At 57.0% G+C, this 12,223-nt stretch carries 11 protein-coding genes; 8 read left to right on the plus strand and 3 right to left on the minus strand.

Annotation, left to right across the window (positions count from 1 at the left end; genetic code table 11):
- Window positions 1-8: 8 nt before the first annotated feature.
- Entirely contained in the window at window positions 9-296 is a 288-nt protein-coding gene (gene gatC / locus PL263_RS17745) for an Asp-tRNA(Asn)/Glu-tRNA(Gln) amidotransferase subunit GatC (RefSeq protein ID WP_140912483.1), read from the minus strand.
- A gap of 114 nt (window positions 297-410) precedes the next feature.
- Here gatC and PL263_RS17750 point away from each other — a divergent pair, with 114 nt between their 5' ends.
- The 8 genes from PL263_RS17750 (at window position 411) to PL263_RS17785 (ending at window position 9,589) form a co-directional block, all read left to right on the plus strand.
- Complete coding sequence (locus PL263_RS17750) at window positions 411-1,454, plus strand: rod shape-determining protein (protein WP_054760567.1); 1,044 nt, start codon at window positions 411-413, stop codon at window positions 1,452-1,454.
- 232 nt (window positions 1,455-1,686) lie between these two features.
- On the plus strand, window positions 1,687-2,514 hold the full coding sequence (gene mreC, locus PL263_RS17755) for a rod shape-determining protein MreC (RefSeq protein ID WP_278212892.1): 828 nt from the start codon (window positions 1,687-1,689) through the stop codon (window positions 2,512-2,514).
- Window positions 2,501-2,989 carry a rod shape-determining protein MreD gene (mreD, locus tag PL263_RS17760; protein WP_140912481.1) on the plus strand — a complete coding sequence of 163 codons (489 nt, stop codon included), beginning with the start codon at window positions 2,501-2,503 and terminating at the stop codon, window positions 2,987-2,989. The genes mreC and mreD overlap by 14 nt, the downstream gene beginning before the upstream one ends.
- A 6-nt stretch (window positions 2,990-2,995) precedes the next feature.
- Window positions 2,996-4,846 carry a penicillin-binding protein 2 gene (mrdA, locus tag PL263_RS17765; protein ID WP_140912480.1) on the plus strand — a complete coding sequence of 617 codons (1,851 nt, stop codon included), beginning with the start codon at window positions 2,996-2,998 and terminating at the stop codon, window positions 4,844-4,846.
- The gene (gene rodA / locus PL263_RS17770) at window positions 4,843-5,973 is read left to right on the plus strand and encodes a rod shape-determining protein RodA (RefSeq protein ID WP_140912479.1); all 1,131 of its coding nucleotides are present in this window, start codon (window positions 4,843-4,845) and stop codon (window positions 5,971-5,973) included. Before mrdA ends, rodA begins: the two co-directional genes overlap by 4 nt.
- Before the next feature lie 44 nt (window positions 5,974-6,017).
- Entirely contained in the window at window positions 6,018-6,995 is a 978-nt protein-coding gene (mltB, locus tag PL263_RS17775; RefSeq protein WP_278210619.1) for a lytic murein transglycosylase B, read from the plus strand.
- 130 nt (window positions 6,996-7,125) lie between these two features.
- Complete coding sequence (locus PL263_RS17780) at window positions 7,126-8,538, plus strand: MBOAT family O-acyltransferase (protein WP_278210621.1); 1,413 nt, start codon at window positions 7,126-7,128, stop codon at window positions 8,536-8,538.
- Complete coding sequence (locus PL263_RS17785; protein WP_278210622.1) at window positions 8,513-9,589, plus strand: hypothetical protein; 1,077 nt, start codon at window positions 8,513-8,515, stop codon at window positions 9,587-9,589. The genes PL263_RS17780 and PL263_RS17785 overlap by 26 nt, the downstream gene beginning before the upstream one ends.
- A gap of 27 nt (window positions 9,590-9,616) precedes the next feature.
- Here PL263_RS17785 and flgL read toward each other — a convergent pair whose 3' ends face one another.
- Together flgL and flgK are read right to left on the minus strand one after the other, a co-directional pair.
- Window positions 9,617-10,525, minus strand: a complete 909-nt coding sequence (flgL, locus tag PL263_RS17790) for a flagellar hook-associated protein FlgL (RefSeq protein ID WP_278210624.1) — start codon at window positions 10,523-10,525, stop codon at window positions 9,617-9,619.
- A 9-nt stretch (window positions 10,526-10,534) separates the two neighbouring features.
- Window positions 10,535-12,214, minus strand: coding sequence for a flagellar hook-associated protein FlgK (gene flgK, locus PL263_RS17795; RefSeq protein WP_278210625.1), 1,680 nt, complete (start codon window positions 12,212-12,214; stop codon window positions 10,535-10,537).
- Window positions 12,215-12,223: the final 9 nt, after the last annotated feature.

A 12,223-nucleotide genomic window follows, 5' to 3' on the forward strand; every position in this document is an offset into this window, starting at 1 on the left:
GGGTGTCCTTACTCGATGACTTTGGGAACCAGATAAAGACCGGCTTCGGTTTGCGGGGCGATGGCTTGAAAATGCTCGCGCTGGTTGGTTTCGGTGACGTGGTCGGCGCGCAGGCGCTGGGTTTGGTCCAAGGGATGCGCCATCGGGGCGATGCCGGCGGTATCGAGTTGGCCCATTTTGGTCATCAAATCCAAGATGCCGGACAGGTCTTTTGCATAGTGCTCGACGTCTTGTTCGGCAATGCCCAACCTTGCCAGGTGAGCGATTTTTTTAACGTCATTCGCCGTTAAGGACATTCTTCTAACTCCAGGTTTTCTTAGTAAAACTATGATACTTTATATCTTGCTCAAATACCCGCTTGATTGATAAAGTAGCGGGATTTTCCGTGTGCGCTTAGGGTACTGCTCAAAATGTTTAAAAGAATTCGTGGCCTGTTTTCCAACGATTTGTCAATCGATTTGGGAACGGCAAATACGCTGATTTATGTTCCGGGCCAGGGCATCGTACTCAATGAACCGTCTGTTGTTGCAATCAAGGAAGACAAAATTCGCGGCCAGAAAACCATCGCCGCGATCGGCGCCGACGCGAAAAACATGCTGGGCCGCACACCCGGTAACATCACCGCGATCCGGCCGTTAAAAGACGGCGTGATCGCCGACTTTGCCGTCACCGAGCGCATGCTGCGGTTTTTTATCAAAAAAGTACACGAAAACAAATTGCTGCGGCCGAGCCCGCGCATCCTGATCTGCGTGCCCTGCGGCTCGACCCAGGTCGAACGGCGGGCGATTCGCGAGTCGGCGGCGATGGCCGGCGCCCGCGAAGTCTACCTGATCGAAGAGCCGATGTCGGCCGCGGTCGGAGCCGGCCTGCCGGTCGATGCCGCGCACGGTTCGATGGTATTGGATATCGGCGGCGGTACGTCCGAAGTTGCGGTGATCTCGTTGAACGGTATCGTTTACTCGGCTTCGGTACGAATCGGCGGCGATCGCTTCGACGAATCCATCATCAGCTACGTGCGGCGCAATTACGGCACCTTGATCGGCGAAGCCACTGCGGAAAAAATCAAACACGAAATCGGCGCGGCCTACCCCGGCAGCGAAGTGCGGGAGATGCAGGTCACCGGCCGTAATCTGGCCGAAGGCGTGCCGCGCAGCTTTTCGTTGAACAGCAACGAAATTCTGGAGGCGCTGCAGGAGCCGTTGTCCGGCATCGTCAGCGCGGTCAAGGTGGCATTGGAGCAGACTCCGCCGGAACTCGGCGCCGACGTTGCCAGCCGCGGTATTGTGTTGACCGGCGGTGGGGCTTTGTTGAAAGATATCGACCGTTTGATCTCCGAGGAAACCGGCTTGCCGGTTTATATCGCCGACGACCCTTTGACCTGCGTCGCCCGCGGCGGCGGTATGGTGCTGGAAATGCTCGACGCCAAAGGCGCTTCGGCGTTTTCCTTGGAATAATATCCGACAGCATTTCTGCCGGGGCTGGTGCGGAGGCCAAAGCCCGTCCTTCTTAATTCATACTTGTATCTGGCCCGGTATTGTTTCAAGCCGGGCTTGACGTCTTCCGCACGCGTTGGCGGCGATTTTGAACGTTGCGTTTAGACATTAGAGGTTTGCCATCAAACTTTTATTCGCCAAAGGTCCTTCGCTAAATACCCGGTTGCTGGTAGCGTTGCTGGTTTCCGTTTCGATGCTGGTGATCGATTACCGTAGCGAGCGGCTGAGCCGCTTGCGTTCCTTGCTGTCGGTGCTGACCTACCCCTTGCAGGCTCTGGCTTCTTTGCCGGTGGACTTGTCCCATTCCGTCTCCGACACGGTGATTTCCTTCGTTGAGTTGCAAAAAGAGAATCGCCGCTTGAAAGAGCAGCAATTCGTCAACGACGCCAAATTGTTGAAACTGGCCGCCTTGGAAAAGGAAAACACCCGCCTGCGCATGTTGCTGGAGAACTCGTTTCAACTCGGCGAGCAGGTATTGATAGCCGAGCTGGTCTCGGTGAAACTGGCGCCTTACGAGCACACCGTGGTGGTCAATAAAGGCGCCCGTTTTGGCGTGCACGCCGAACAGCCGGTGCTTGATGCCAACGGCATCGTCGGCCAGGTGGTCCGAGCCTTGCCGTCCAGTTCCGAGGTGATGCTGATTACCGACCCCGACCATGCCATTCCGGTGCAAGTCAACCGCAACGGATTGCGTACCATTGCCTTCGGTACCGGCCAACCCAACCGTCTGCACTTGCCGTTCCTGGCAAATAACGCCGATGTCGTGCCGGGCGACTTGCTGGTCACCTCCGGCTTGGGCGGTGTGTTTCCGGCGGGTTACCCGGTCGCCGTAGTCGATAAGTTCGAGGCCAGACCGGACAAGTCTTTCGCCAATATTTACGCCACGCCCAAGGCCGATCTGGAAAAAAGCCGGGAGTTCTTGATCGTCTGGAGCCATTCGACGCCGGTGGTGCTGGGCGAACCGGGCAAGCCGCCGGCCGATGTTCAGGAAGGACGGGAGAGTGCCAATGGCGCGCCTTGACCTGTTGGCGGCTACCTATTTCCTGGTTACCGTTGCTGCGGCGATGGTGCTCAGGGTGATGTCCTTATTTCCGGCAATGGACATCTTTAATCCGGATTGGGTGGTTTTGGTGTTGATTTACTGGTCGATTGCTTTGCCGGAACGGTTTGGAGTGTTTACCGCTTGGAGCGTGGGGCTGCTGACCGACGTGTTGACCGGCCGGTTATTGGGGCAGTATGGATTGATCTATGCGCTGGTCTGTTACTTCAGCATCAACGAACATCGCCGGCTGCGCCAATTCCCCATCGTGCAACAGTGCCTGTGGGTGTTGTGTTGTCTGCTTGCATCGCAATGCGTTACTTTCGGATTGGAAAGCATGCGCGCCGGCAACCGTTTGCCGCTGGAGTTCTGGTATCCGGTGCTGAGCGGAACTTTGGCCTGGCCGCTGGTGTTTGTGGTGTTGCGCTATATCCGGGTCATGGCGCGCATCGTCTGATCGGGTATGGATAGAAAATTCGCGATCAAGGACCCGTTGGCGGAAAGCCGCCTGTTTCTGAGCCGTATCGTTACGGCTTTTATCTTGATCTTGTTCCTGATAGTCGGACTGGTGGTGCGCCTGGTTTATCTGCAGGTGGTCGGTCACGAGCACTACGCCACGCTCTCCAAAGACAACCGCATCAAAATTTCGCCGCTGCCGCCGACCCGGGGCGTGATTTACGACCGCAAAGGCCGGATGTTGGCGGAAAACGTGCCGACTTACAGCCTGGAATTGATCCCGGAACAGATCGGCGACCTGGACGATACCCTGAAGCGGTTGCAGCAGTTGTTGAATATTTCCGACGAAAAAATCGACGCCTTCCATAAGCTGCGCAAGCGCAATAAATCCTTTACCACGACGCCGTTGCTGCAAAATCTGACCGACGAGGATGTCGCCAAGTTTGCCGTGGTGCGGCCGTATTTCCCCGGCGTCGATGTTTATGCCCGGCTGGTGCGGCATTACCCCTACGCCGACTTGGCGGCGCACGTGGTCGGTTACGTGGGCCGGATCAGCGAGGATGAGCTGAAAAAGCTGCCGCTGGAGCAATACCGCGGCACCGACCAGATCGGCAAAATCGGCATCGAAAAATATTACGAAAGCCATTTGCTCGGTACCGCCGGCTACGAAGAGATCGAAACCAACGCCCAGTCTAGGGCCTTACGCACCGTGTCGACCGTGGAGCCGGTGGCCGGCTCCAATATTTATTTGACGCTGGATATCGATTTGCAAAGAATCGCTTACAACGCGCTACAGGAATATAACGGCGCCGCGGTGGCAATCGAAATCAAGACCGGTGGGGTGCTGGTGTTCGCCAGCCGGCCCGGTTTCGACCCGAATCCGTTCGTGTCCGGCATCTCGGCCAAGGATTACAAGTCCTTGAAGGATTCCGAGGATCAGCCACTATACAACCGGGCCTTGCGCGGCTTGTACCCGCCCGGATCGACGATGAAACCGTTCTATGCGCTGGCCGGCCTGGAGTACGGCGTGATCGATTACGGCCACCGTTTGTTTTGCCCCGGCTATTACAAATTGCCCAACGTCGATCATAAATACCGGGATTGGAAGAAATGGGGGCACGGCATGGTCGATATGAACGAAGCGATCACCGAATCCTGCGATGTGTATTTTTACGACTTGGCGATGGCCCTGGGCATCGACAGAATGTCCAGTTTCATGAACAAATTCGGTTTCGGCGAAAAGAGCGGTATCGATCTGGTGGGAGAGGTCGACGGCCTGATGCCGTCCAAGGAATGGAAACGGCGGTATCGCAACCAAGCCTGGTTTCCCGGCGAGACGGTGATTACCGGGATTGGCCAGGGCTATACCCAGGTGACGCCGTTGCAGTTGGCGCGCGCTACCGCGACGCTGGCCAATTACGGCAAAGTAGTCAACCCGCATCTGGCCCATGAAATTATCACGCCCGACTATGCTGCACCGCCCGAACTGCGTATCGTCCCCGACATTCCGTTGAAGCCGGCCAATGTGGACAACATCCTCCGCGCCATGACCAATGTGGTGCACAGCCCGCGCGGCACGGCGAAATTGATCGCAAAAAACATCAATTACCAGATTGCCGGCAAAACCGGAACGGCACAGGTGTTCACGGTCAAGCAGGAGGAAAAGTACAACGAGGACGCGATCGATTTCAAAATGCGCGACCATGCCTTGTTTATCGCCTTGGCGCCGGTGCACGATCCGCAGATCGCCGTTGCGGTGATCGCCGAGCATGGCGGCCACGGCGGTTCGGTTGCCGCGCCGATTGCGGCCGAAATTATCGACGCTTACCTTAATCAGCCCAAGGATGCCGCGCCATGAGACACGAAATGCGCAACGAGCAATTCCAGGCGCCGTCGTTGCTTGGCAGCCTACTGCGTAAATTGCATATCGACATACCGCTATTCATCGGTTTGCTGATGATCTTGGCATTGAGTTGCGTGATTTTGTACAGCGCCGGCGGCCAGCAAGTTTCGATGCTGGTGCGGCATGCCAGCCGCGCCGGCTTGGCGATCGGTTTGATGACGGTGTTGGCGCATATCAATCCGCGCCGGTTTCAGAGTTTTTCCGTCGTGTTGTTCTCGGTATGTGTGCTGTTGCTGGTTGGTGTGGCGGTCATCGGCCAGATCAGTATGGGGGCTCAACGTTGGCTGGATTTGGGGTTTTTTAGGTTTCAGCCGTCCGAGTTCACTAAAATCAGCGCGCCGATGATGGTGGCTTGGTATTTGGCCGAGCACTCGTTGCCGCCCAAACCCAAACACGTGATGATCGCGGCCGGCCTGTTGCTGGTGCCGGTGCTGTTGATCGCCAAACAGCCGGATTTGGGGACGGCGTTGTTGGTGGCCAGCTCGGGGGCGGCGGTGCTGTTTTTTGCCGGCTTGTCCTGGTGGTTCATGTTGAGCGCGGTGGTCGGGCTGGCGGCGTCGACACCGATTCTGTGGCACTTCATGCGCGAATACCAGCGCAACCGGGTGTTGACGCTGTTCAATCCGGAGGCCGATCCGATGGGCACCGGTTACCATATCATTCAATCGAAAATCGCGATCGGTTCGGGCGGCATCAACGGCAAGGGTTGGCTGGGCAGTACCCAGGCCGAATTGGATTTTCTGCCGGAGAGTTCCACCGATTTCATCTTCGCGGTTTTCGCCGAAGAGTTCGGTTTGTTCGGCTGCGTCGGCCTGCTGCTGTTGTACTTGCTGGTGATCAGTCGCTGCTTTTATATCGCGGTGCAGGCTCAGGATACCTATTGCCGATTGCTGGCCGGCAGCCTGTCGTTTACCTTTTTTGTCTATGTGTTCGTCAATATCGGCATGGTGATCGGCATATTGCCGGTGGTCGGCGTGCCGCTGCCGCTGGTCAGTTACGGCGGCACGTCGATGGTGACATTGATGGCCGGTTTCGGTATTTTGATGTCCATCCACACCCACCGGAAGTTGTTGCCGGTATAACGCACGCCCGGTCGTCGGCCGGGCCATTTTTATAGAACTTTGCCATGACTATGAAAACCAAATTTACGGTTCTGCTGCTGTCGTTAATCGGCATCGGCCCGGTTGCCGCGGAAATCGCGCCGACCGATTCGTTTAACGCCTTCGTCAGACACATGGCCAAGCAGCACCGGTTCAACGAAACGGAATTGCGCACGCTGTTCAAAGCCGTGAATATCCAGCAGCCGATTCTGGATGCGATGTCCAAACCGGCCGAAGGCAAGCCCTGGTTTCAATACCGGGAAATTTTCATGACCGAAGCCCGCATCGCCGGCGGTGTGCAATTCTGGAAAGACAATGCCGCGGCCTTGCAAGCGGTGGAGCGCCAGTACGGCGTGCCGGCCGAAATCATCGTCGCCATCATCGGCGTCGAAACCAAGTACGGTGCCCATACCGGCAAATACCGGGTGATCGACGCGTTAGCCACGCTCGGTTTCGCCTATCCGCCGCGTAGCGAGTTCTTTCTGAAGGAACTCGAGCAATTCCTGGTGCTGGCGCGGGAAGAGCACATGGATCCGTTGCAACCGATGGGTTCCTATGCCGGAGCGATGGGATTCCCGCAATTCATGCCCAGCAGTTTCCGCAGCTTTGCCAAGGATTTCGACGGCGACGGCAAGCGCGATATCTGGACCAATCCGGCCGACGCCATCGCCAGCGTTGCCCATTATTTCGTGCGCAACCAGTGGCAGCCGGGCGCACCGGTAGCCTATCCGGTTTCCGCCAAGGGCGAAGCCTATCGGCAGGCCTTGAGCAAAGGCGTCAAACCCGATATCGGCGTGGCCGAGCTACGCCAGTTGCAGGTTGAGTTACCGCCGCAATTGGCCGGTACCGAAAAGGTCAAACTGTTGAGTTATCAGCAACAGGCCGGCGAGGATTTGTGGCTTGGATTGCATAACTTCTACGTCATCACCCGCTACAACCACAGCCCGCTTTATGCGATGGCGGTATACCAACTGAGCCAGGCCATCGCTGCGCGCAAGACCTAATCTGCCGGGCAGATAACCGGCGCAAGCCGGATTATTCGGCCCGCGTGCTGCCGGATTTGCCGCTATGGACTACGCTTAGCCGAAACTTTTTCGGCGGCCGTCCGTTCCGGCCTCGGTCAGCAACGTCTTTATGCAATTCGACTCGTTTTTATTTCTGATTTTTTGGCTGGTCGTTCTGGCCTTGTATTACTCGATCCGGGATTGGCGCGGCCGCAAATTGATGCTGTTGATCGCCAGTTACTTGTTTTACGCGGCCTGGAACCCGCCGTTTGTCGTGTTGCTGTGGATTTCGACCAATGTCGATTTTTGTTTGGGCAAGCTGATCGGCGCGGCGCAGCATCAGTCGCGGCGTAAGGCATTATTGGCGGTAAGCCTGCTGGTCAATCTGGGGTTTCTGGGGTTTTTCAAATATGCCGATTTCCTGAATCAAACCGCTGCCGAAATCTTGGCTTGGTTCGGCATAGGCTACCAGCCGCAACCTTTAGGCATCGTCCTGCCGATCGGCATTTCGTTTTATACCTTTCAAAGCCTGTCCTACACCCTGGACGTCTATCAACGCAAAATCGCTGCGGAAACCAGCTTGCTCGACTTTTCCTTGTTCGTGACATTTTTTCCGCAATTGGTGGCCGGCCCCATCGTCAGGGCGCCGCAATTTTTACCGCAATGCAAGACGCCGCGGCAAACCGGTGCCGACCAGTTCGTCTGGGGTTTGACCTTGTTTTTGTTCGGCGTGTTCGCCAAAGCCATACTGGCCGACGTCGGCTTGGCGCCGGTGGTGGACCAAGTCTATGCCGATCCCGCAGCCTTCGGTGCGGCGGATGCTTGGTTGGCGGTGCTGGCCTTTTCCGGGCAGATCTTTTTCGATTTTGCCGGCTACTCACTGTGCGCGATCGGGGCGGCGATGACCTTGGGCTTCAGCCTGCCCGATAATTTCCATTGTCCTTACGGCGCGTTGGGCTTCTCCGATTTCTGGCGGCGCTGGCATATTTCGCTATCGAGCTGGCTGCGGGATTACCTTTATTTCAGTCTGGGCGGTAACCGCGTCCGCCCGTTGCGGACCGGTTTTAACTTACTGCTGGTCATGGTTCTGGGCGGTTTGTGGCACGGCGCTGCCTGGACCTTTGCTTTGTGGGGCGTGATTCACGGCACGTTTTTGGCGGTGGAACACGGCTTGAAACACGCCGCAGGGTTTCGCCTTGAAAGTTCTGCCGCGAAACTGGCGCTGATGTTGGCGACATTTTTGTTGGTGTCGTTAACCTGGATTCCGTTTCGGGCTCAGGGCTTCGAAAACCTGGCAGCGATGGCGGCCGCATTGGTCCGGAGCGATGGCGCTGCCGTCCTGGCTCAGTCCAGCCGCATCGCGGTGGCCGGCATCGTCGCGGCCATGCTGCTCTGGCATATTCTCGCCCGCGAAATTCGGCTGGAACAAATCTTCCAACGGTTTTCGCCGATGGTTCGCGGCGCGCTGATCGCCGTTTTAACAACTTCCGTCGTCATATTTTCCAACGGTGACAGTCGTGCCTTCATTTATTTCCAATTCTAGCGATCGGTTACCCAAGCCCGCCGTCAAGCGCGCATTTGGCCTCGGCTTGCTGGCGGCCGTATTGTTATTGGCCGTGGTCGAACTCCGGCTGCGGCAAATCGGCTTTCAGCCGACCGTGCAGGACAGTAAAGAGTTGTGGGCGGCGCAACGCGGTAAGGCGGCGCTATTGGGTAAGCGGGCTTTGGTTTTGGTGGGCGACTCGCGGATGCAATTGGGCATGGATCTGGACGTGCTGGCGGCCGAGACCGGTCTGATGCCGGTGCAACTGGCGATAGACGGCTCGGAGTTTTTACCGGTATTGGCCGATCTGGCTCGCGACCCCGCAATCACCGGCAAACTGTTGGTGTCGGGCGACGTTTGGAAACTGACTGCAAATCGGCCGCGCGACCGCGCCGAAGAATGGGTGGAGTTCTATCACCGAAAATACAAGGATCTGGTGTCGGCCAAATTGGAAACCTTGTTGAAAAGCCAGGTTCAACAGCAGTTGGCGTTATACGGCGGCGGCATTCCGCCGTTGGAATTGTTCAAACGGCTGACCACACCGGGTAAAGTCAGGCCGCTTTATTTAAAAACGGATGCCAACCGCGAACGCGACGCCGACTATGAGCTCGTGGAACAACCCGGTTTTTACATCAACCGGGTGCTACGCAGCTTGGGGCAGCCGATCAATATGGCCGGCATCGATACACAGCAGAAGTTCGAGCAGGCCGTCGGCGACAAACTAAGGCAGTCGGCTGCGGTGCAATTGTCCGCGGACCAATTCGCCTATACCAACGACCTTGCCCGGCAAATCAAGAACAAGGGCAGCAATCTGGCTTTTATCAATTTCCCGTCGACGGCTCTGGTCAGAACCATAGAGGAATACCGTTTTCCGCGAGAGGCAGGCTGGGACGTGTTTGCGGGGCATAGTCCGGCGCTTGCCTTTAATTGCTGGGATTATCCGGAATTTGATTTCGCGTTGCCGGATGGCGCGCATCTGGACCAGCGCGACAAGGCCGAATTCACCCGGCGTCTGGTCGTCAAGCTGAAGGCGCTGGGATTCTTCAGTTGAGTCCCGGCCGCGCCGGCCGGCGAGGGCTCAGGATATGTAGTTGAACAGCGACAGGTTTTGCACCTTGGTGAACGCATGCTGCGCGGCTTGTAGCGAGATCTGTTGCTGATTGAATTTGCTCAGGGCTTCGGCGTAGTCCAAATCGCCGATGTCGGATGCAGTCGCTTTGTTGTCCAGAATATAGTCGGCGTTCAGGTTTTCCTGACCGTCCAATGCATTCAGCCGGGCACCGGTCGAGGCGCGGATATTGTCGAAACGAACCAGCGCCCGGTCGATATCGTCCAGCGAACTTTTATTCGGCGTGTTGGCCTTCAAATCGCTGGATAACTGCGCGACCGCTTGCAATACGTTGTCGATCGACCCGGCGCTCAGTGGTGCCAACTGGATCGTGCCGAACACCGCTTCGCCGGGATCGCCGTCGGTGACGACCCGGTTGGGGCCGATGCCGATTTGGCGTTGGTTGCCGTCGCCCAGATAAGCGTAATCCGGGGTGTCGGTAAAGGCCGGCTTATCGCTGGCGTAGCCGGAAAACAAATACTCGCCGTTGGCGTTTTTGGTGTTGGCGATGCTGAGCAAATGCTTGTTCAACTCGTCGATTTCCATCGCGATTTGCTTGCGGTTGGTTTGAGTATTGGTGTCGTTCAGCGCCTGTACCGTCAACTCGCGGATCCGGTGCAAGACGTCGGTCGCGTTTGCCAGATTCGACTCTTGCAGGTCCAGCCGTTGCCGCGCCACTCCGATGTTGGTTTGGTATTGCTGGTTTTCCTTTATGTTTTGCTCCAGGCTGAGCATGCTGGTCGCCGCCACCGCGTTTTCGGCCGGGTTCAAATATTTTTTGCCGGACGACAGTTTCAACTGGGTTTCGTTGAGCTTCGATTGTTGATCCAGCATCGCACTCAAGCCGAGCTGATGATTCCAGGAAGTTGAAATACGCATGCTAATCTCCTAACGAAAGGCCCCAATCAGGGTGTCGAACATGGCATTGGCGACCGATACCGCTTTAGCAGCGGCTTGGTACGAGTTCTGAAATTTGATCAAGTTGGCGGCTTCCTCGTCCAGATTGACTCCGGAGATATTTTGTTGGGCGCCGGTGGCTTGTTTCAACAAGGTATCCTGAGCTTCGCGACCGACCGAGGCGGCGTGGGTTTGCGAGCCGACGTCGGCCACCAGTTGTCCGTAGACTTGGCCGAAGCTGGCTTTACCGCTCAGCATGCTGGTCTTGGTTTCCAGATTGGCCAATTTCAAGGCATTACTGTTATCGCCCGGTAAGTCGGCAGCGCTGGCAGCGGCGATTTGTTTCGGATTCGTGATCGCGCTGTTCAATTTCAAATTGGCGGCGGCATTGAAGTTGGGGCTGATCGTAAAGGAGTCGCCGATGGTCAATGTGCCGCTGAAGCTGATGTTAAAGCCGTTGGCCGCTGCTACCGCCGGCGCCGGATCGCTCAGATCCGATGCGCTGAGCGGTGTGTAGACCGTGTTGTCGCTCAGATTGGTCAGGGTAAACGTATCGGGAGCGGTGCTGGTGACTTCCAGTTTGTAGGAAGCACCCAGGTTGGCGGCGGAAGTCGGCGCAACGAAGCTGGCGACGGCGCCGGCATTGTTGCCCGGAGGCCCTTGTACTTGCACGCTGGGCGAGCCGAGGTCGAATAAATCCACCCCGGTGGCTGCCGGTGGACCGCTTAGATCGTAACCTGCGCGATGGAGGTTGTTAAACTCGGTGGCCAGGCCGGTCGCCAACAAGCCCAGTTGTTGCTGAGCCGGGTCCAGCACCTGGTCGCGGAACCGCAGATTGCCGTAGATGCTGCCGCCGGAAATTTGTTTGGAAATGTCTTGGCCGTTCAGGATCAGCTGTTTGTGGTCGGCGTCCATGCTGTCGCCTTGTAAGGACAAGGTTGCGGCGTAACTGCCCAATACCAGCGATTGGCCCTTACCGATAAACACGTTGATCGAGCCGTCGGCTTGAGGCACGTAACTGACGTCGACCTTTTCGGCCATTTTGGTCAGCAATTGGTCGCGCTGATCCAATAGCTCGTTCGGCAGTTGTTTGCCGGTGGAGCGGCCGATGTCGGCAACGATTTTGACGTTGAGCTCGGCAATGGTTTTGGCGTAACCGTTGACTTCGTCTATCGCACTGGCCAGGTTTTGGTTGACTTGCGTACGTAGGTTGCCGAAACGCTCGCTCATGGTATTGAACTGTTGCGTCAACGACTGGGTTTGGGTCAGCATCACCTGCCGCGCGGCAATCGAGGTCGGATCGTTGGCGACGCCGTCTACCGCGTCGAAAAAGCTTTTCAGTGCCGGCGCCAAGCCGGTCTTGTTGTCGGCCGTGATATTGTCGACTTGCGCCGACAGGCCGTAAAAGCTGTTCAGGTCGTGGTAGGTTGCCGTGCTGGACCGGACTTGGTTGGTGATGAATTGGTCGTAGCTGCGGGTGATATTGGCCACGTCCACGCCGTTACCCATGTAGCCGGCGCCGTTGAATTGCTCCGGCCGGGTGGCCAGTTCCACCCGCTGCCGGCTATAGCCGTCGGTATTGGCGTTGGCGATGTTGTTGCTGGTGGTTTCCAGCGAGCGTTGAAACGCAGTCAGACCCGAAAGAGCCGTACCCAAGATGCCCATCGACATAATCGCCTC

Origin of the sequence: Methylomonas sp. EFPC3 (assembly GCF_029643245.1) — a bacterium.
Lineage (GTDB): Bacteria > Pseudomonadota > Gammaproteobacteria > Methylococcales > Methylomonadaceae > Methylomonas > Methylomonas koyamae_B.

Excerpts from the sequence above, each read along its gene's own strand:
- rodA (WP_140912479.1), top strand. The coding sequence starts at position 4,843 with ATGAGACACGAAATGCGCAACGAGCAATTCCAGGCGCCGTCGTTGCTT.
- PL263_RS17780 (WP_278210621.1), top strand. The coding sequence starts at position 7,126 with ATGCAATTCGACTCGTTTTTATTTCTGATTTTTTGGCTGGTCGTTCTG.
- mreC (WP_278212892.1), top strand. The coding sequence starts at position 1,687 with ATGCTGGTGATCGATTACCGTAGCGAGCGGCTGAGCCGCTTGCGTTCC.
- flgK (WP_278210625.1), bottom strand. The coding sequence starts at position 12,214 with ATGTCGATGGGCATCTTGGGTACGGCTCTTTCGGGTCTGACTGCGTTT.
- mreD (WP_140912481.1), top strand. The coding sequence starts at position 2,501 with ATGGCGCGCCTTGACCTGTTGGCGGCTACCTATTTCCTGGTTACCGTT.
- PL263_RS17750 (WP_054760567.1), top strand. The coding sequence starts at position 411 with ATGTTTAAAAGAATTCGTGGCCTGTTTTCCAACGATTTGTCAATCGAT.
- gatC (WP_140912483.1), bottom strand. The coding sequence starts at position 296 with ATGTCCTTAACGGCGAATGACGTTAAAAAAATCGCTCACCTGGCAAGG.
- mrdA (WP_140912480.1), top strand. The coding sequence starts at position 2,996 with ATGGATAGAAAATTCGCGATCAAGGACCCGTTGGCGGAAAGCCGCCTG.
- mltB (WP_278210619.1), top strand. The coding sequence starts at position 6,018 with ATGACTATGAAAACCAAATTTACGGTTCTGCTGCTGTCGTTAATCGGC.
- flgL (WP_278210624.1), bottom strand. The coding sequence starts at position 10,525 with ATGCGTATTTCAACTTCCTGGAATCATCAGCTCGGCTTGAGTGCGATG.